This is a genomic window from Kitasatospora sp. NPDC034035 (assembly GCF_055575755.1).
In genome coordinates, this window is the sequence record NZ_JBVISA010000002.1 from 20769 (window position 1) to 38794 (window position 18026).

Here is an 18026-nt window from a genome sequence, read left to right on the forward strand (position 1 = left end):
GTATTTACGATGGCACGCGCGGTCGGCATCGACCTCGGCACGACGAACTCGGTCGTCAGCGTTCTCGAAGGTGGCGAGCCCACCGTCATCACGAACGCCGAGGGCGCCCGGACCACGCCGTCCGTCGTCGCCTTCGCCAAGAACGGCGAGGTCCTGGTCGGCGAGGTGGCGAAGCGGCAGGCGGTCACCAACGTCGACCGCACCATCCGCTCGGTCAAGCGCCACATGGGCACCGGGTGGAAGATCAACCTGGACGGCAAGGACTTCAACCCCCAGCAGATCAGCGCCTTCATCCTGCAGAAGCTGAAGCGCGACGCCGAGGCGTACCTGGGCGAGACCGTCACCGACGCCGTCATCACCGTCCCGGCGTACTTCTCGGACTCCGAGCGCCAGGCCACCAAGGAGGCCGGTGAGATCGCGGGCCTCAACGTCCTGCGCATCGTCAACGAGCCGACCGCGGCCGCCCTGGCGTACGGCCTCGACAAGGACGACCAGACCATCCTGGTCTTCGACCTCGGCGGCGGCACCTTCGACGTCTCCCTGCTGGAGATCGGCGACGGGGTCGTCGAGGTGAAGGCCACCAACGGTGACAACCACCTCGGCGGCGACGACTGGGACCAGAAGGTCGTCGACCACCTGGTCAAGGTGTTCCAGAGCGGCCACGGCGTCGACCTGTCCAAGGACAAGATGGCCCTGCAGCGTCTGCGCGAGGCCGCCGAGAAGGCCAAGATCGAGCTGTCCTCGTCCTCCGAGACCTCGATCAACCTGCCGTACATCACGGCCTCCGCCGAGGGCCCGCTGCACCTGGACGAGAAGCTCACCCGCGCCCAGTTCCAGCAGCTGACCGCCGACCTGCTCGAGCGCTGCAAGATCCCGTTCCACAACGTGATCAAGGACGCCGGCATCTCGCTCTCCGAGATCGACCACGTCGTCCTGGTCGGCGGCTCGACCCGCATGCCGGCCGTCGCCGAGCTCGTCAAGGAGCTGACCGGCGGCAAGGACGCCAACAAGGGCGTCAACCCGGACGAGGTCGTCGCCATCGGCGCCTCGCTCCAGGCCGGTGTCCTCAAGGGCGAGGTCAAGGACGTCCTGCTGCTCGACGTCACCCCGCTGTCCCTCGGCATCGAGACCAAGGGCGGCATCATGACCAAGCTGATCGAGCGCAACACCACGATCCCGACCAAGCGCTCCGAGATCTTCACCACGGCCGAGGACAACCAGCCGTCCGTGCAGATCCAGGTCTACCAGGGCGAGCGCGAGATCGCGGCGTACAACAAGAAGCTCGGCATGTTCGAGCTGACCGGCCTGCCGCCGGCGCCGCGCGGCCTGCCCCAGATCGAGGTCACCTTCGACATCGACGCCAACGGCATCATGCACGTGGCCGCGAAGGACCTCGGCACCGGCAAGGAGCAGAAGATGACCGTCACCGGCGGCTCCTCGCTGCCGAAGGACGAGGTCGACCGCATGCGCCGCGAGGCCGAGCAGTACGCCGAGGACGACCACAAGCGCCGCGAGGCCGTCGAGACCCGCAACTCCGCCGAGCAGCTCGTCTACTCGACCGAGAAGTTCATCGCCGACAACACCGACAAGCTCCCCGCCGACGTCAAGACCGAGGTCGAGACCGCCATCGGCGAGCTCAAGGAGGCCCTGAAGGGCGAGGACATCGCGACGATCCGCGAGGCCTCGGAGAAGGTCTCCACCACCGCGCAGAAGCTCGGCCAGGCGCTCTACGCCAACGCCGACGCCCCCGCCGGTGCCGCCGCGGCCGACGACTCCGCCCAGGCCAAGGCCGACGACGACGTCGTCGACGCCGAGATCGTCGACGACGAGAAGCCCAAGGGTGGTGCGTCGGCATGACGGACAAGCCGCAGGGCGGAAAGCCCGGCGACGACTCCGCCGCCGAAGAGGCCGTGATCAAGGCCGCCGAGGAAGCCGCGGCGGCCGGTGCCGCCGAGGGCTCCCCGGAGGAGCTCGCCACCGTCAAGCGCGAGCTGACCGAGCGCACCGCCGACCTGCAGCGCCTGCAGGCCGAGTACCAGAACTACCGCAAGCGGGTCGAGCGCGACCGGCTGACCGTCCGCGAGATCGCGGTCTCCAACATCCTGGAGTCCCTGATCCCGGTCCTGGACGACATCGGCCGCGCCCGCGAGCACGGCGAGGTCACGGGCGGCTTCAAGTCCGTCGCCGAGTCCCTGGAGACGGTCGTCGCCAAGCTGGGCCTGCAGCAGTTCGGCAAGGAGGGCGAGCCCTTCGACCCGACCATGCACGAGGCGCTGATGCACAGCTACTCCTCGGACGTCACCGAGGACACCTGCGTGCAGATCCTCCAGCCCGGCTACCGCATCGGTGAGCGGATCATCCGCCCGGCGATGGTCGCCGTCGCGGAGCCCCAGCCGGGCACCCAGACCGTCGGCGACGCCGACGCGAAGTCCGGCGACGCGGACGAGTCCGACGGTGGCTCGGACAGCTGACAACCTGTGACAGCTGACAACCAGTGCGCTGCGGAGTCGTACGCCGGCCAGAACGGCGGCCGGCTCCGCAGCGCGCTGTCAACGGCGTTGCGTTCCCTTGCTGTTGACAGCACAGTGACGATGGACATCGGGAGGTGACGGGAGCCGTGAGCGAGCGCAGCGAGCGAACCGTTAAGGGGCGCGTGTACCGCTCAGCGGCTGCCGAGCGAAGCGAGGTGGACGCATGAGTGGCAAGGACTATGTCGAGAAGGACTACTACAAGGTCCTCGGCGTGCCCAAGGACGCCACCGCCACCGAGATCAAGAAGACCTACCGCAAACTCGCGCGCGAGTTCCACCCCGACGCCAACACGGGTGACGCCAAGGCCGAGGAGCGGTTCAAGGACATCTCCGAGGCGTACGACGTCCTCTCCGACGAGAAGCGCCGCAAGGAGTACGACGAGGCCCGCAGCCTCTTCGCCAACGGCGGCTTCCGGTCCGGCGGCGGACCCGGCGGTGCCGGCAGCTACAGCTTCGACTTCGGCGACCTCTTCAGCGGCAACCAGAACGCCGGCGGCAGCGGCGGGCTCGGCGACGTCTTCGGCGGCCTCTTCAACCGCGGCGGCACCCGGCAGGCCCAGCCCCGGCGCGGCGCCGACGTCGAGACCGAGGTGACGCTCTCCTTCGAGGAAGCGGTCGACGGCGCGACCGTCCCGCTGCGGATGACCAGCCAGGCCCCCTGTCGCACCTGCAACGGCACCGGCGCCAAGTCCGGCACCACCCCGCGGGTCTGCCCCACCTGCGTCGGCGCGGGCACCGTCAGCCGCGGCCAGGGCGCCTTCGCGCTCTCCGAGCCGTGCAAGGACTGCCGCGGTCGGGGCATGATCGTCGACGACCCGTGCACCGACTGCCACGGCAGCGGCCGGGCCACCTCCGCCCGCACCATGCAGGTGCGCATCCCGGCCGGCGTCCAGGCCGACCAGCGCATCCGGCTCAAGGGCAAGGGCGCCCAGGGCGAACGCGGCGGCCAGCCCGGCGACCTCTACGTCACCGTGCACGTCGACCCGCACCCGGTCTTCGGCCGCAAGGGCGACAACCTCACCGTCACCGTCCCGGTCACCTTCCCCGAGGCGGCCCTCGGCGCCACCATCGAGGTACCCACCCTCGGCGGCCCCGCCGTGAAGCTCAAGCTGCCCCCGGGCAGCGCCAACGGCCTCACCATGCGTGCCCGCGGCAAGGGCGCCACCCGCAAGGACGGCACCCGCGGCGACCTCCTCGTCACCGTCGAGGTCGTGGTGCCGCAGCACGTCACCGGCGACGCGCTGAACGCCCTGGAGCAGTACCGCGAGGCCACCGCCTCCGACGATCCGCGAGCAGCCCTCTTCCGGGCGGCGAAGGGAGCGTGACGACCAGATGTCCCCGATGAATCCGATCAACCCCGACACCCCGATCGGCCCCGGCATCGGCGAAGGCCTGCCCGGCAACGGCAACCGCCGCCCCCGCCGGGCCCCCTCGGCCCCTCCGCCGTACGTCCTCACCGAGGACACTCCGGTGTACGTCATCTCCGTGGCCGCCGAACTGTCCGGCCTGCACCCGCAGACCCTGCGCCAGTACGACCGTCTCGGCCTGGTCTGCCCCGACCGCACCGCGGGCCGCGGCCGCCGCTACTCCTCCCGCGACATCCAGCAACTGCGCGAGGTCCAGCGGCTCTCCCAGGACGAGGGCATCAACCTGGCGGGCATCAAGCGGATCATCGAGCTGGAGAACCAGGTCACCGCCCTCCGGTCCCGCGTCGCGGAACTCGCCGACTCCCTGGAAGGCGCCGCCGCCGCCCTCCAGCAACGCGAGGCCGCCGTCCACGCCTCCTACCGCCGCGACCTCGTCCCGTACCAGCCCCCCACGCCGCAGTCCAGCGCCCTCGTCGTCTGGCGCCCCAAGCGCTGACCACGGCCGCACAGACACCGCCGCCGGCCCCCTCCTGTTCGGGGGGTGCCGGCGGCACTTTTGCAGTGAGAGAGTTCTGTCCTAGGCAGAAGTCGTCGATCTACCTGTGGCAAGGCGTCTCGTCAGTCGACTCATCACCGCCACCTAAGATCCTTGCCACAGCAGACGACAATCGCGTTGACTACGTGACGGTCAGCACTAGGAGCCGAAGATGAGTGGGCAAGAGCACGCAGGGACGGGACCTGCCGCATCACGGATCCTGTCCGAGGACGCCCGGAAGCTCTACCTGCAGGCCGTGAATGAAAACGGTCGTATCACTCCGGATGCCGGCCCGGCTGCCGGAAGCCCCGCTCTCGAAGAGCTGCTTGATCTCGGGCTACTCATACCCGACAGCGAAGAACCCGGAGCACTGCTGGCTGCCGATCCGGCACAACTCGCGAGCAGCCTGAGTTCGGCATGGCAACGACAAGCACTCGATTTGCTGTCAAAAGCAGTTTCCCTGCCGGCCGATCTCAGCGACCTCTCCGAGGCATTCCACGCCCCGGACACCACCGGCGGCTCGGTCGAATATGTCCACGGAAAGGCTCTGATTAATCAGAGGCTCCAACAGTCGGCAGCCCCGGGGGTCCTGGAAGGACTTTCCATGCAGCCCGGTGGACCAAGGCCCGCCGAAATGCTCACCTCGTTTCTGGAACGAGACCTGGAAATCCTCCGCCACGGCGCCTCGATGCGGACGATTTACCACGCGAGCACCCGCTACCACCAGCCAACACGTGACTACGTGGCGCAATTGACGGCAGAAGGGTGGCAGTTCCGGACGCTGGACGAACCGTACGCCCGGCTGATCATCGTGGATCGCCGCGTGGCCGTCATCCCGGTCGCCGCCGACTACAGCGCGGCCGCCTTCGTCCACGATCCGGCCGTCATCAGCTTCCTGATCGAGGAGGTCTTCGAACGGAGCTGGGGCAGAGCCCTGGAATTCGACGGCAATCGGGCCGTCCCGCACCAGGTGGTGTCCAGGCTCCGGCAGACCATCATCGACCTCATGCTGGCCGGCACCAACCACCGGGCCATCGCACGGAGGCTCGGCATCAGCGAGCGCACGCTCGCGCGGCACATCGCGGAGATGAGAGAGGAGCACAACGTCGACTCACTCTTCCAGCTCGGATATGTGCTCGGCCGGTCACCGCGAGCAGAAACCGACTGAAAGCCGGAAGACGGAGGCACCCCGTCCGCGGCACCGGATCCGGCCGTTCCGCGCGCCGCCTCGATCAGGAGTCGCTGTCAGGTTCAGTTCCAGTGCAGGTCGTCGGCAACGGCAACGATTGCGGTGTCGGCAGTGGCCGCCTGCCCGCCGCCGGAGGAGAGAAGACCAGTGGTGAGCACCGCTACTCCGATGAGGATCGGAAGCGCGGCCTTACGGACGAGTCGACGTACGGACACGGACCCACCCTCCTTCTCTCGAACTCTGTGAACCGGACCAATAGAACTAGCATCCACATGATGCCGTACGTTCCGCAAGGGTGTCATCTCCCGGCCGCTCCGTCGAGCGTCATCTCTCTGCCAGGCATCGAGATGACAGGGCGGATCGCTGGACGGAACCGCGACCACTGATAGACGATCAGTTCGCCACCGACGGTCCCACGGAGATAGCGAACTTGCCGCTGTACCGTCAAATATCCGCCCAAATCTCCACCGGGTCTCCGACGCGAAAACCACTGTCCTCAGCGCCCGCCGGCACCACGTTTCTCACCCGGTCGGCCTTTCCCCGGAGTCGACATGACCGAGCCCTACCTGCGTCACCACGACAGCCAGGCCCCCGAGGGTCGGCGTGCGCGTGTGTTCCTGGCCGCGCCGCTGATGCGGCTGACCGGACCGGCCGACAGTGTGGTGACGCTCGCCAGCCGGACGCGGCTGACGACGCTTCGCACCACCCTGCTCCGCAGCGGTGCCGCCGTGTACAGCGCGCACCACAGTGACGCCTGGACCATCTCCGGCCGCGCACCGGAGCCCCGCGTTCCGTCCGACTTCCGCGCCCTGCAGTCCGCGGACCTCGTGTTCGCCTACGTGGGAGCGCCGCTCTCGGCCGGCGTGAGCCTGGAGCTGGGGTGGGCGTCGGCGCTGCGGAAGCCGATCGTCCTCCTCGTCGACGAGGCCATCACCCACAACCCGCTGATCGCCACGATCGAGCAGGTCGCCCCCGTCCTGCCGCTGGTGTTCGACGACACCTGGTCGCAGGAGGCCCTCAACCACACGGTGGAGACCGCCCTCGACTGGGCCGGCATGGCGCTCTCCCTCCGGGAGGGCTTCTGGACCGCCCCCGGCGAGCAGTTCAACGTCCCCCGGCAGCAGCCCCCGGTCCCCGGCTACTGGCCGACCGGCGCCGCCACCGGCTGAGCAGCGCTCACCCACCGGACTCCCCGTCCGGGCTCCCCGCATCTGCCAGCCCAGTCGGAACAGTGTCTCCGCGTCGTACAGCTCACGCAGCCGGGCGATGTGACCGGCCACCGTCCGCTCGCTCAGCCCCATCCGGCTGGCGATCGCCCGCTGCGTGAGCCCGCGGGCAAGCAGCCGGCCCACCTGCTCGAACGCCGTGGGCCCGGCGGATCCGTCCGCGAGCGTCTGCCGGTCCACCACCTGGGCCTGCTCCCACTGCCGCTCGAAGACGTCGACCAGGTAGGCGACCATCGCGGGATCCTCCACCACAGCGGCCACCGTGTGATCGGCGGTGGCCGGGATCAGCGCGACGGCCCGATCGAAGACGAGCGTCTTGGTGAAGGGGCCCTCCAGCAGCCGGATCGGGGCACCGACCCGCGTCGACCGCATCGCGTATTCGACGGTTCGCGGGTCGGAATTCACCGCGCTGTAGGCGCTGTCGGCGATCCGAAGGACCAGGAGGCCGAGGTCGACAAGCTGCTTGACCGCCGGTTCGTCCTCCGGCCGGATGTCGCTGACGCGGATCCGCCCACCTTCCCTGAGGATCTCCTGGTAGAGCTCACGGACGGCGGCGTCGGGCGGATCGGGCTCAGGCATCACGGGCTCCCCTCATCTGCCAGCCCAGCTGGAACAGCGTCTCCGTGTCGTACGACTCCCGTAGGCGCGCGATGTGACCGGCCACCGTCCGCTCGCTCAGCCCCATCCGGCTGGCGATCGCCCGCTGCGTGAGCCCGCGGGCGAGGAGGCGGCCGATGCGGACGGTGGTGGGGTGCGGGGGTTCGAGGTGGCGGTCGGCGGGGGTGGCACGGGCCCAGTCGCGTTCGAAATGGGCGACCAGGTGGGCCACGACGGCGGGGTCGGTGAGGAAGGTGGCGCGGCTGCGGTCCTCGGCGGCGCGGATGACGGCTGCTTTGCGGTCGAAGACGAGCAGCCGTTCGTACGGTTCGGCGAGCAGCCGGACCCGGGCGCCCTGGCGGGTGCGGAGGGCGATCTGGCGTTGGACGGTGTGGTCGGTGAGGGTGGCCGGCTGGTAGATGGTGCGCAGTGAGCAGCCGCGGCGGAGCAGGGAGAGGTCCTGGGCGAGGGCCGTTCGGAGGCCCTCGACGGGGCGGGGGCCGGGTTGGGCGGCGAGGACTTCTTCCTGGCATTCCGAGATGAGTTCGGAGATGCGCTGGCGGATGTCGGCGTTGCCGTCGACGTGGACGGGGTCGCCGCCGGGTCCGTCCGGGCGGCGGACGGCGTCGTAGGCGAGGGTGAGCGGGGCGAGGGCGTCCGGGAGCCGTTCGGCGTGCTGGAGCAGGCGGGTGGCGCGGGTGCGCAGTTCGGCGCCGAGGCGGTCGCCGAGGGCGCGCGGGTTGGCGGCGGTCCAGCCGGTGGCGGTGGTGGTGAGGAGGCCGCGGGCGACGAGGGCGGCGAAGGCGGGGCGGTCGGCGGGGGCGAGGCGTTCGGGGCGCAGTCGGCCGCCGCAGCGGACGGCGTTGAGGTAGAGGGCCTGCTCGGCCGGGCCGGGTTCATCGGTCATCGCGGGCGCCTCTCATCAGCCAGCCGAGCTGGAAGAGGGTTTGGGCGCCGTGGCGGTCGCGGAGGCGGGAGATGTGGCCGGCGACGGTGCGTTCGCTGAGGCCGAGGCGGGTGGCGACGGCGCGCTGGGTGAGGCCGCGGGCCAGGAGGCGGCCGACCCGGTCGGGGATGGTGCGGGCGGGTCCTTGGCCGAGGGCGGCGGTGGCTTCGGCGCTGTCGGCGCGGGCCCAGTCGCGTTCGAAGGTGCCGACGAGGAAGGTGATGGTGGCGGGGTCGCTGATGAAGGCGGCGGTGCTGTTGTCGTCGCTGGCGGAGATCACGGCGACGGTCCGGTCGAAGACGATGAGCCGCTGGAAGGGTTCGTCGAGGACGCGGATGAGGGAGCCGTGCCGGGTGACTTCCTCGGCGTAGGCGAGGGCGGGCGGTTCGGCGAGGGCGATCGGCTGGTAGATGGTGCGCAGTGAGCAGCCGCGTTGGAGGAGCTGGACGTCCTGGCGGAGGGCGACCTGCAGGGTGTCGGCGGGCCGGTGGCCGGGCTGGGCGGTGAGGACTTCGGAGCGGCAGTCGGAGACCAGTTGGGAGATCCGCTGGCGGATGTGGACGTGCCCTTCGACGTGGACGGCTCCGCCGGCCCGGCCGGAGGGGCGGGGCATCGCGTCGTAGGCGCGGGTGAGGCCGTCCAGGGCGCCCGGGAGGTTTTCGGCGCGGACCAGCAACCGGGTGGCCTCGCTGCGGAGTTCGGAGCCGAGGCGGTCGCTGACCGAGCGGGGGCTGACGGCGGTGTAGCAGCGGTCCATCGGGTTGACCATCAGCAGGCCGATGTCGATGAGCTGTTGGAGGGCGCCCCGGTCGGCGTCCGCGACCGCTCCGCAGGGGATGCGGCCGCCCTCGGCGATGATCGCCAGGTACAGCTGTCGGGCGGCCTCGTCGGGTTCCTCGCCCACGGGTCCTGCCTGGTGCGGCGCGACCGCCGGTTCCGCCGTCACGTCGCACTCTCCCTGCCGGACGTGTCTCCCCTGGTGCTGCCCGCGCTCCACCGCCGCGCGAACCGCGGGTACCGGGTGCCGGGCGGGCTCACGGTACCGGGTGCCGGTCCGGCGTGATCACGCGGTCCGACGCGATCATGCGGTCCGGCGGTCCGCGCTCGGGCGGTCGCGGTACCGCGGTCGGAACGGCGGGCACCCGGGCCCGGGTGCCGTCGCACACCGGGACATCGGGGCCCGCCGTCTGCACGCCAATGCCACGGCGATTCCGTCGAGGCGGAGCAGCAACGCCTCGACGGCTCCGGGTCCGGGGGCCATCACCACACATGGTCCCCGGCCGGCGCTCTTCCCCCCCGTTCCACCGGCGCGGGAATGGTGCGCCTGCGGTCAGTTCCGAAGAGCAAGTCGCCACCGTCGGGCTGCGGTTGCCCGGGCGACTTGGCGTGTCTCCACCCTCACAGTGTGACGGCCGGTGAACAAGTGCCGCCCGAGTGCATGTTCGCGCAATTGCAGTTACCTGCACTGCGGGGCGGGGGCGAGGAGGGAGGCGGCGGGGCGGATTCCGGTAAAGGCCGAGGCCAGCAGGGGGCGCGGGAGGCGCCCGGCGGTACCGCCGGTTGGCTGTCTCCGGTCAGGCTGCGGGTGCGCGTTCCTGCAACGGCGGCATGGTCCTGAGCTGCGTGTCTACGCGCGGTGACAGCGGGGCGGCGTCGGCCGCCCCGCTGTCACCGGCGAGATCCCCGGCGCGGTCCGCCCGTACACCTCGGCGCACCCACGGTCCGCCCGCCCGCCTCAGCGCGCCAGCAGCCGCCCGCGCGCGAGCCCGGCCGCCGTGCCACCCGCCGCGAGCACCCAGGCGACCGCCAGCAGCAGGTACAGCCCGGCGGCCAGCGCGGTGAAGCCCCCGAAGCCGGTGTGCCGGGCGAGCGCGGAGGCGCCGGTGACGCAGGTGCCGATCGGGAAGGTGTACGCCCACCAGGTCATCGCGAAGGGCATCCCGGCCCGGCGGGCACGCAGGTTGGCGGCGAGCGCGACGGCCAGCCAGAGCATGGCGACCCCGATCACCGCGACGCCGTACAGCTCGGCGAGGTCGAGCATGGCGGGCGCCAGGGCGGGCAGCACCGGGCGGGCGGCGTCGGAGAGCTGGTGGACGGCGGTGACGGACTGGCCGAGCGGGCCGAGCACCAGGAACAGCGAGGGGGTGAGCGCCACGGTGGGCAGCTTGCTGTGGAGCAGCCCGGCGAACACCACCGGCAGCAGCACGAGGGTGGCCAGCAGCCCGACCCCGAACAGTCCGCAGCAGGCGTACAGCATGGCCTGCTGCGGCGTCCCGGCCGGCAGGTGCGGGATCAGCACCGGGCCGCAGGCGGAGGCGACGAGCGGCGCGACCACCGGCAGCAGCCAGGTGGGGTTGGACTCCAGCACGGAGACCGGGTGCCGGGTGATCATCAGGTACGGGATGCCGCCGGCCACGGCCAGCGCGTACAGGGTGCCGACGCCCCACAGCACGGCGTCCACGACGACGGCCGGGCCGGTGCCGATGACCCGCGAGCCGACCGTCATCGTCCCGAGGCCGACCGAGAGCAGGGCCATCGGCGGGCAGCCGTAGAAGACGGCGACGGCCGGTTGCTCCAGCAGGTGGGCGCGGGCGGCCTCGCGGTGCCGGGTGAGGTGGACCAGCCGGGCCGAGCCCAGCACCAGCAGGGCGGCCAGGCCGAGCGCCCACATCACCTCGCCGAAGCCGACCAGCCCGGGCAGTCGTACGGGCAGGGCGGCGGCGCCGTTGCCGAGGATCGCGGTGCCCATCACGGCGGCGTACCAGTTGGGGCCGAGCTGGGAGAGGTCGTACCGGGAGCGGCGGACGGCGGGGCGGGTGAGGGGGCGGAGCTCGGCCAAGGTGGACATGCTCCCCACCATCGGTCCGAAGGCGGGCCACCGGTAGCGCCGAGGATCCTATGGGGGCATAGCCTGGATCTATGGCCCTCTCCCCGCACGTCCCCGAACTCGGCGCCCTGGAACTGCTGCTCGCGGTCGCCCGGCTGGGCAGCGTCGGACGGGCGGCGGCCGAGCTGGGTGTCAGCCAGCCGACCGCCAGCGCCCGGATCAAGGGCATGGAGCGGCAGATCGGCGTTCCGCTGCTGGACCGCTCGCCCCGGGGCAGCAAGCCGACCGAGGCGGGCCGGCTGGTGGTCGAGTGGGCCCGGCAGGTGGTGGAGGCGGCGCAGGCGCTGGACGCCGGGATCGACGCGCTGCGCGAGCGCCGGGACGCCAAGCTGCGGGTGGTGGCCAGTCTGACCGTCGCCGAGTACCTGATGCCGGGCTGGCTGCTGGGGCTCTACGAGACCAGTCCCGGCACCGCGGTGACGCTGCGGACGGCGAACTCGGCGGAGGTCGCCGGGCACGTCCTGGCCGGGCACGCCGACCTGGGTTTCGTCGAGGGCCCGGCCACCCCGCCCGGGCTGGCCGGCGCGGTGGTGGCGGCGGACCGGCTGGTGGTCGTGGTGGCGCCCGGCCACCCGTGGGCGCGCCGCCGCGCCCCGCTGACCGGGCCCGAGCTGGCGGCCACCCCGCTGGTGCTGCGCGAGCCCGGCTCGGGCACCCGGGAGGTGCTGGAGATGGCGCTGCGGCCGTTCGGGGGCGCCGCGCAGCCCCGCCTCGAACTGGCCTCGTCCACCGCGCTGAAGGCGGGGGCGATGACCGGGGCGGGGCCGGTCTGCCTGAGCGAGCTGGCGGTGGTGGAGGAGTTGGCGACCCGGCGGCTGGTCGAGGTGCCGCTGGCGGAGGGCCTGGATCTGCGGCGGCCGCTGCGCGCGGTGTGGCCGGCCGGTCAGCGGCCGAGCGGCCCGGCCCGGGAGCTGCTGGTGCTGACCCGGAGGAACGCCCCCAAGCGTTCAGCCAGAAGTTGAGCGCGAGGGGATTGAACCAAAGGTTGAGCGGAATAGACTCAACTTAGTGCATGCTGTAGCCAGCAGTAGTGAACCGACGACGAGGGAGGACCCCCCAGCAGTGGACGCCAGCAAGTTCACCACCAAGACGCAGGACGCCCTGTCCGCCGCGATCCGGCAGGCGGGCGCGGCCGGCAACCCGGACGTCAAGCCGGTGCACATCCTGATCGCCCTGCTGGAGCAGCCCGAGGGCATCGCCCGGCCCCTGCTGGAGGCGGTCGGGGCAGACGTCGCCCGGGTCGGCGCCGAGGCGCGCCGCCAGTCGGCCGCGCTGCCCAGCGCGATGGGCTCGACGGTCGCCGCGCCGCAGCTCGCCCGGGACACCCTGGCGGTGCTCACCGAGGCCGGCAAGCGCGCGGACGACCTGGACGACCAGTACGTCTCCACCGAGCACCTGATGGTCGGCCTGGCCGCCGAGGGCGGGCCGGTCGCCGAGCTGCTGGCGCACCAGGGCGCGACGCCGAAGGCCCTGCTCGCCGCCTTCAAGGACGTCCGCGGCAGCAGCCGGGTCACCTCACCGGACCCGGAGGGCACCTACAAGGCCCTGGAGAAGTACGGCACCGACCTCACCCAGGCCGCCCGGGACGGCAAGCTCGACCCGGTGATCGGCCGCGACCACGAGATCCGCCGGGTCGTCCAGGTGCTCTCCCGCCGGACCAAGAACAACCCGGTGCTGATCGGCGAGCCGGGCGTCGGCAAGACCGCCGTGGTCGAGGGCCTGGCCCAGCGCATCGTGGCCGGCGACGTGCCGGAGTCGCTGCGCGGCAAGCGGCTGGTCGCGCTGGACCTCAGCGCGATGGTCGCGGGCGCCAAGTACCGCGGCGAGTTCGAGGAGCGGCTGAAGGCCGTCCTGAACGACATCAAGGCCTCCGACGGCCGGGTCGTCACCTTCATCGACGAGCTGCACACCATGGTCGGCGCGGGCGCCGGCGGCGACTCCGCGATGGACGCGGGCAACATGCTCAAGCCGATGCTGGCCCGCGGCGAGCTGCGGATGGTCGGCGCCACCACGCTGGACGAGTACCGCGAGCGGATCGAGAAGGACCCGGCCCTGGAGCGCCGCTTCCAGCAGGTGCTGGTCGGCGAGCCCAGCGTCGAGGACTCGATCGCCATCCTGCGCGGCCTCAAGGGCCGGTACGAGGCGCACCACAAGGTGCAGATCTCGGACGCCGCCCTGGTCGCCGCGGCCACCCTGTCCAACCGCTACATCACCTCCCGCTTCCTGCCCGACAAGGCGATCGACCTGGTCGACGAGGCGGCCTCCCGGCTGCGGATGGAGATCGACTCCTCCCCGGTCGAGATCGACGAACTCCAGCGCTCCGTCGACCGGTTGCGCATGGAGGAGCTGGCCCTGGAGAAGGAGTCGGACCCGGCCTCGGTCGACCGACTGGCCCGGCTGCGGCGCGATCTCGCCGACAAGAACGAGCAGTTGAGCGTGCTCACGGCACGCTGGGAGCAGGAGAAGAAGAGCCTCAACCGGGTCGGCGAGCTCAAGGAGCGGCTGGACGACCTGCACGGCGCGCTCGAACGCGCCCAGCGCGACGGGGACTTCGAGCGGGCGTCCAAGCTGATGTACGCCGAGATCCCGGCCGCCGAGAAGGAACTCACCGACGCCCAGGAGCGAGCGGCGACGGCGGACCACGAGCCCGGGGCGGCCTCCGCCCCGATGGTCAAGGAGGAGGTCGGCCCGGACGACGTGGCCGATGTGGTCGCCTCCTGGACGGGCATCCCGGCCGGCCGCCTGCTGGAGGGAGAGAGCGCCAAACTCCTGCGAATGGAGGAGGAGTTGGGCAGGCGCCTGATCGGCCAGGCGGAGGCCGTGCAGGCCGTCTCGGACGCGGTGCGCCGCACCCGGTCCGGCATCGCCGACCCGGACCGCCCGACCGGATCCTTCCTCTTCCTCGGCCCGACCGGGGTCGGCAAGACCGAACTCGCCAAGGCCCTGGCCGACTTCCTGTTCGACGACGAGCGGGCGATGGTCCGGATCGACATGAGCGAGTACGGCGAGAAGCACTCGGTCTCCCGCCTGGTCGGCGCCCCGCCCGGGTACGTCGGCTACGAGGAGGGCGGCCAGCTCACCGAGGCGGTCCGCCGCCGCCCGTACAGCGTCGTCCTGCTGGACGAGGTCGAGAAGGCGCACCCGGAGGTCTTCGACGTCCTGCTCCAGGTGCTCGACGACGGGCGGCTCACCGACGGCCAGGGCCGCACGGTGGACTTCCGCAACGCCATCCTGATCCTCACCTCCAACCTGGGGTCCCAGTTCCTGGTCGACCCGACCACCCCGGACACGGAGAAGCGGGAGCTGGTGCTGGGCGCCGTCCGGGCCGCGTTCAAGCCGGAGTTCCTCAACCGGCTGGACGACATCGTGGTCTTCGAGCCGCTGGGCACCGGCGAGCTGAGCCGGATCGTCGACCTGCAGCTGGCCCGCCTCGGCGAGCGGCTGAACGAGCGGCGGCTCACCCTGGAGGTCTCCGAGGCCGCCCGCGACTGGCTGGCGCTCACCGGCTACGACCCGGCGTACGGCGCCCGCCCGCTGCGCCGGCTGGTGCAGTCCGCGATCGGCGACCAGCTGGCCCGGGCGATCCTGTCCGGCGCGGTGCACGACGGGGACACCGTCCTGGTCGAACGGGACGAGGAGGGCGACCGCCTCACCGTCCGCGGCCGGGGGCCGCTGGAGAAGTAGTGAAGCAGTGCCGTGCGCGGGCCGCTTTTCCTTCCGTGTGGAAGGAGGGCGGCCCGCGCCGCTGCGTTCGGTCGACCGCGCCCGTACGGTCAGCGGGCCCCGTAGAGCCCCATAGGGCCCCCGTAGGGCCCCCGTAGGGCCCCGTAGGGTCAGTCGGCCGCGCCCCGGCGCTGCCGCCGCCTCGACCGGTCCCGCCAGCTGCGCGCCAGCCGGTGCAGCTCGGCCACCTGGGCCTCCGGCAGGTCCCAGGTCTGGGTCAGCAGCCGTAACGTCGAGACGCGCGGGCAGGAGACGCCCCGCTCCAGGTCGCGGATCGACCGCACGCTCAACCCCGTCGCGTCACCCAGTTGCTCCTGCGTCATCCCCCGGTCCAGCCGGATGGTCCGCAGCAGCGCACCGAGCGATGCGCCCTCCCCCGTCACCGTTCCGTCCATGTTTGTTCCCCCCTCAACTCAGAACAGCTCAACTTGCCCGTGCGGGACGGGCTTTGCGTGAAGTGAGTTCCGTCGCACGCTAACCGCATCCGGCCCGCACGGCAGGCGAACCCGTGCGCCGGGCGCGTGACGTGGCTCACTCAAGACCCCGTCACGCGGCCCCCTCCCACCCCCGGACACCCTCCGTGACCGACACCCGTCGAGAGCCCCGTGCGAGCCCCGCGCGAGCCCCGTCGAGCACCCCCGAACAGCGCCGGAACGAAGATCGACGCGCCTCCGGGTGCCCCTGTGAGCGAGGCCCCGAATGAGGCAGGATGGGAGGTGGAAAGGGCGGCCTCTCATTGCCGGCCACCACGTGCACTGAGGAAGAGGACCCCCATGAGCATCGACCCGTCGTCCATCCCGTCGTTCGGCGCGCCCCAGGGCGGCCAGCCCGGCGGCCAGCCCGGCGGCCAGGGCGGCGGCCCGGCCGGTCCGCCGCCGATCATCGTCCCGGACCAGAGCCTGGTCGCCCAGCTGCTCGACCAGATGCAGCTCAAGCACGTCGTGGACGAGGAGGGCGACCTCACCGCCCCCTGGGAGGGCTTCCGCGTCTACTACATGTTCCGCGGCGAGCAGAAGGAGCTCTTCGCGGTGCGCGCGTTCTACGACCGTGCGTACCCGCTGGAGAAGAAGGGCGAGATCCTCGACCTGATCGACGAGTGGAACCGCGAGACCCTCTGGCCCAAGGTGTACACCCACACCCACGAGGACGGCGTGGTCCGCCTGATCGGCGAGGCCCAGATGATCGTCGGCACCGGCGTCAACCTGGACTACTTCGTGAGCACCACCGCCAACTGGACCCAGGCCGCGGTCGGCTTCGAGCAGTGGATCGTCGAGCGCCTGGGCCTGCAGAACGAGATCGAGGGCGAGGACGGCGAGGCCCCCGAGGGCACCGACGAGGCCTGATCCCGCCCCGGCACCCCGCCCGGCACCGCCGGGCACACCCCGGCACCGTCCGGTACGGCCCGCCACCACGCTCGCGTCGGTGGCGGGCCGTTCCTGTCCCCGGCCCCCGGCTGTCCCAGGACGGCCGCCTCTCCTCGGGCCGGGCGGGCTCGGCGGGTGCGCGTGCTTTCCATTGCTCGCCGGCCGTCAGAGGATGGCCGTCACTACGAGCCGTGAGGAGCCGCTGATGGGTACGAGGCCGCTGTTGAACCGCCGACTGGCCGGGATGGGCACGACGATCTTCGCCGAGATGTCGGCCCTGGCCACGGCAACCGGCTCGATCAACCTCGGGCAGGGATTCCCGGACACCGACGGGCCCGAGGAGGTCCGCGAAGCGGCCGTGCGGGCGCTGCGCGAGGGCCGGGGCAACCAGTACCCGCCCGGGCCCGGCGTCCCCGAGCTGCGCACCGCCATCGCCGAGCACCAGCAGCGCTTCCACGGCCTGTCGTACGACCCGGACACCGAGGTGCTGGTCACCGCCGGTGCCACCGAGGCCATCGCCGCCGCCCTGCTGGCCCTGCTGGAGCCGGGCGACGAGGTGATCGCCCTCGAGCCCTTCTACGACTCCTACGCCGCCTGCATCGCGATGGCCGGCGCCGTCCGCATCCCGCTCACCCTCCGGGCCCCGGACTTCCGCCCGGACCTGGACGAGCTGCGCGCCCTGATCACCCCGCGCACCCGGCTGCTGCTGATCAACACCCCGCACAACCCCACCGGCACCGTCCTCACCGCCGACGAGCTGCGCGGCATCGCCGAACTCGCCGTCAAGCACGACCTGCTGGTGGTCACGGACGAGGTGTACGAGCACCTGGTCTTCGGCGCCACCCACCACCCGATCGCCGCCCTCCCCGGCATGCGCGAACGCACCGTCACCATCTCGTCCGCCGGCAAGACCTTCTCCTTCACCGGCTGGAAGGTCGGCTGGGTCACCGCGAGCCCGGCCCTGGTCGCGGCCGTGCGCACCGCCAAGCAGTACCTCACCTACGTGAGCGCCGGACCCTTCCAGTACGCCGTCGCCGAGGCGCTGCGGCTGCCCGACAGCTACTTCGACAGCCTCCGCGCCGACCTGCGGCGCAAGCGGGACCTGCTGGTCGACGGCCTGGCGGCGGCCGGCTTCCGGGCCTTCACCCCCGAGGGCACGTACTTCGTCACCACCGACATCACCCCACTCGGAGAGAAGGACGGCGTCGAGTTCTGCCGCGCCCTGCCCGAGCGCTGCGGGGTCGTCGCCATCCCGAACGCCGTGTTCTACGACAACGTCGACGCCGGCCGTAGCCTGGTCCGCTTCACTTTCTGCAAAAAGGACGATGTCCTCCAGGAGGCCGTGACCCGTCTGCAGCGCCTCTGAGGGCCCGCGCGCCCCCTTTCGCGCCCTTCGAACAGGAGCGGTCCCGCCCCGACAACAGTTCTGAGGCGCCATCAACTTGCTTGGTCGGCTTGCCCGTTTACTGCCAGCGAGGCACATCCGACGGCCTTTCCGGCACACCTCCGCCGCCCTCTCCGCCCCGTGCGGGGAGGGCGGCGGCGCGTGATGCGCGCGGGCGGCGCACACCCGGCGCGCACGGCGCACGACCCGGCGGTAGGGGCGCGCGCTGTGCAAACTCGCACACCGGGTCGATCAGAGCCGGGAAGCAGGTGTGCTCG

Annotated in this window: 15 protein-coding genes; 10 read left to right on the forward strand and 5 right to left on the reverse strand. The window is 71.6% G+C overall.

Translation table 11 applies throughout. From position 1 onward, the window contains the following. Nucleotides 1-9 precede the first annotated feature (9 nt). From dnaK to ACZ52J_RS02875, 5 genes are all read left to right on the forward strand, one after another. Nucleotides 10-1857, forward strand: coding sequence for a molecular chaperone DnaK (gene dnaK, locus ACZ52J_RS02855; RefSeq protein ID WP_360496631.1), 1848 nt, complete (start codon nucleotides 10-12; stop codon nucleotides 1855-1857). Continuing rightward, nucleotides 1854-2471: a nucleotide exchange factor GrpE gene (gene grpE / locus ACZ52J_RS02860; RefSeq protein WP_360496634.1), complete on the forward strand. Its 618-nt coding sequence runs from the start codon at nucleotides 1854-1856 to the stop codon at nucleotides 2469-2471. Before dnaK ends, grpE begins: the two co-directional genes overlap by 4 nt. 223 nt (nucleotides 2472-2694) lie before the next feature. Next, on the forward strand, nucleotides 2695-3855 hold the full coding sequence (dnaJ, locus tag ACZ52J_RS02865; protein WP_360496637.1) for a molecular chaperone DnaJ: 1161 nt from the start codon (nucleotides 2695-2697) through the stop codon (nucleotides 3853-3855). Nucleotides 3856-3862: 7 nt separating this feature from the next. Continuing rightward, nucleotides 3863-4393 carry a heat shock protein transcriptional repressor HspR gene (locus ACZ52J_RS02870; protein WP_360496640.1) on the forward strand — a complete coding sequence of 177 codons (531 nt, stop codon included), beginning with the start codon at nucleotides 3863-3865 and terminating at the stop codon, nucleotides 4391-4393. A gap of 211 nt (nucleotides 4394-4604) precedes the next feature. Beyond that, complete coding sequence (locus ACZ52J_RS02875; RefSeq protein WP_360496643.1) at nucleotides 4605-5600, forward strand: helix-turn-helix domain-containing protein; 996 nt, start codon at nucleotides 4605-4607, stop codon at nucleotides 5598-5600. A gap of 83 nt (nucleotides 5601-5683) precedes the next feature. Here the strand turns inward: ACZ52J_RS02875 and ACZ52J_RS02880 are convergent, their stop codons facing one another. After that, nucleotides 5684-5836, reverse strand: coding sequence for a hypothetical protein (locus ACZ52J_RS02880; RefSeq protein ID WP_360496646.1), 153 nt, complete (start codon nucleotides 5834-5836; stop codon nucleotides 5684-5686). A gap of 336 nt (nucleotides 5837-6172) precedes the next feature. Between ACZ52J_RS02880 and ACZ52J_RS02885 the strand changes: the two genes are divergently transcribed. Continuing rightward, nucleotides 6173-6790 (forward strand): TIR domain-containing protein, encoded by a 618-nt coding sequence (locus ACZ52J_RS02885; protein WP_051709310.1) that lies wholly within the window; start codon nucleotides 6173-6175, stop codon nucleotides 6788-6790. A gap of 628 nt (nucleotides 6791-7418) precedes the next feature. On the opposite strand, the gene ACZ52J_RS02890 is transcribed toward ACZ52J_RS02885, so the two are convergent. The 3 genes from ACZ52J_RS02890 to ACZ52J_RS02900 all read right to left on the reverse strand — a co-directional run bounded on the left by ACZ52J_RS02890 (nucleotide 7419) and on the right by ACZ52J_RS02900 (nucleotide 11238). Beyond that, on the reverse strand, nucleotides 7419-8351 hold the full coding sequence (locus ACZ52J_RS02890) for a LuxR C-terminal-related transcriptional regulator (RefSeq protein ID WP_465615329.1): 933 nt from the start codon (nucleotides 8349-8351) through the stop codon (nucleotides 7419-7421). Beyond that, nucleotides 8341-9336 (reverse strand): LuxR C-terminal-related transcriptional regulator, encoded by a 996-nt coding sequence (locus ACZ52J_RS02895; RefSeq protein WP_465615331.1) that lies wholly within the window; start codon nucleotides 9334-9336, stop codon nucleotides 8341-8343. The genes ACZ52J_RS02890 and ACZ52J_RS02895 overlap by 11 nt, the downstream gene beginning before the upstream one ends. A gap of 789 nt (nucleotides 9337-10125) precedes the next feature. Next, the gene (locus tag ACZ52J_RS02900; RefSeq protein WP_465615333.1) at nucleotides 10126-11238 is read right to left on the reverse strand and encodes a TDT family transporter; all 1113 of its coding nucleotides are present in this window, start codon (nucleotides 11236-11238) and stop codon (nucleotides 10126-10128) included. Between the two features lie 71 nt (nucleotides 11239-11309). Between ACZ52J_RS02900 and ACZ52J_RS02905 the strand changes: the two genes are divergently transcribed. Next, nucleotides 11310-12239: a LysR family transcriptional regulator gene (locus ACZ52J_RS02905; protein ID WP_465615335.1), complete on the forward strand. Its 930-nt coding sequence runs from the start codon at nucleotides 11310-11312 to the stop codon at nucleotides 12237-12239. Between the two features lie 100 nt (nucleotides 12240-12339). After that, entirely contained in the window at nucleotides 12340-14961 is a 2622-nt protein-coding gene (clpB, locus tag ACZ52J_RS02910) for an ATP-dependent chaperone ClpB (protein WP_360496660.1), read from the forward strand. Nucleotides 14962-15110: 149 nt separating this feature from the next. Here the strand turns inward: clpB and ACZ52J_RS02915 are convergent, their stop codons facing one another. Beyond that, nucleotides 15111-15395, reverse strand: coding sequence for a helix-turn-helix domain-containing protein (locus ACZ52J_RS02915; RefSeq protein WP_360496663.1), 285 nt, complete (start codon nucleotides 15393-15395; stop codon nucleotides 15111-15113). A gap of 378 nt (nucleotides 15396-15773) precedes the next feature. On the opposite strand from ACZ52J_RS02915, the gene ACZ52J_RS02920 reads away from it, so the two are divergent. Together ACZ52J_RS02920 and ACZ52J_RS02925 are read left to right on the forward strand one after the other, a co-directional pair. After that, the gene (locus ACZ52J_RS02920; RefSeq protein WP_465615337.1) at nucleotides 15774-16343 is read left to right on the forward strand and encodes a type III secretion system chaperone family protein; all 570 of its coding nucleotides are present in this window, start codon (nucleotides 15774-15776) and stop codon (nucleotides 16341-16343) included. 226 nt (nucleotides 16344-16569) lie between these two features. Further along, entirely contained in the window at nucleotides 16570-17730 is a 1161-nt protein-coding gene (locus tag ACZ52J_RS02925) for a pyridoxal phosphate-dependent aminotransferase (RefSeq protein ID WP_465615339.1), read from the forward strand. The last annotated feature ends 296 nt before the right edge of the window (nucleotides 17731-18026 follow it).

What these genes read in the sequence shown, in the direction of transcription:
- dnaK (WP_360496631.1), top strand. Translation starts at nt 10, where the DNA reads ATGGCACGCGCGGTCGGCATCGACCTCGGCACGACGAACTCGGTCGTC.
- grpE (WP_360496634.1), top strand. Translation starts at nt 1,854, where the DNA reads ATGACGGACAAGCCGCAGGGCGGAAAGCCCGGCGACGACTCCGCCGCC.
- dnaJ (WP_360496637.1), top strand. Translation starts at nt 2,695, where the DNA reads ATGAGTGGCAAGGACTATGTCGAGAAGGACTACTACAAGGTCCTCGGC.
- ACZ52J_RS02870 (WP_360496640.1), top strand. Translation starts at nt 3,863, where the DNA reads ATGTCCCCGATGAATCCGATCAACCCCGACACCCCGATCGGCCCCGGC.
- ACZ52J_RS02875 (WP_360496643.1), top strand. Translation starts at nt 4,605, where the DNA reads ATGAGTGGGCAAGAGCACGCAGGGACGGGACCTGCCGCATCACGGATC.
- ACZ52J_RS02885 (WP_051709310.1), top strand. Translation starts at nt 6,173, where the DNA reads ATGACCGAGCCCTACCTGCGTCACCACGACAGCCAGGCCCCCGAGGGT.
- ACZ52J_RS02890 (WP_465615329.1), bottom strand. Translation starts at nt 8,351, where the DNA reads ATGACCGATGAACCCGGCCCGGCCGAGCAGGCCCTCTACCTCAACGCC.
- ACZ52J_RS02900 (WP_465615333.1), bottom strand. Translation starts at nt 11,238, where the DNA reads ATGTCCACCTTGGCCGAGCTCCGCCCCCTCACCCGCCCCGCCGTCCGC.
- ACZ52J_RS02905 (WP_465615335.1), top strand. Translation starts at nt 11,310, where the DNA reads ATGGCCCTCTCCCCGCACGTCCCCGAACTCGGCGCCCTGGAACTGCTG.
- ACZ52J_RS02915 (WP_360496663.1), bottom strand. Translation starts at nt 15,395, where the DNA reads ATGGACGGAACGGTGACGGGGGAGGGCGCATCGCTCGGTGCGCTGCTG.
- ACZ52J_RS02920 (WP_465615337.1), top strand. Translation starts at nt 15,774, where the DNA reads ATGAGCATCGACCCGTCGTCCATCCCGTCGTTCGGCGCGCCCCAGGGC.
- ACZ52J_RS02925 (WP_465615339.1), top strand. Translation starts at nt 16,570, where the DNA reads ATGGGTACGAGGCCGCTGTTGAACCGCCGACTGGCCGGGATGGGCACG.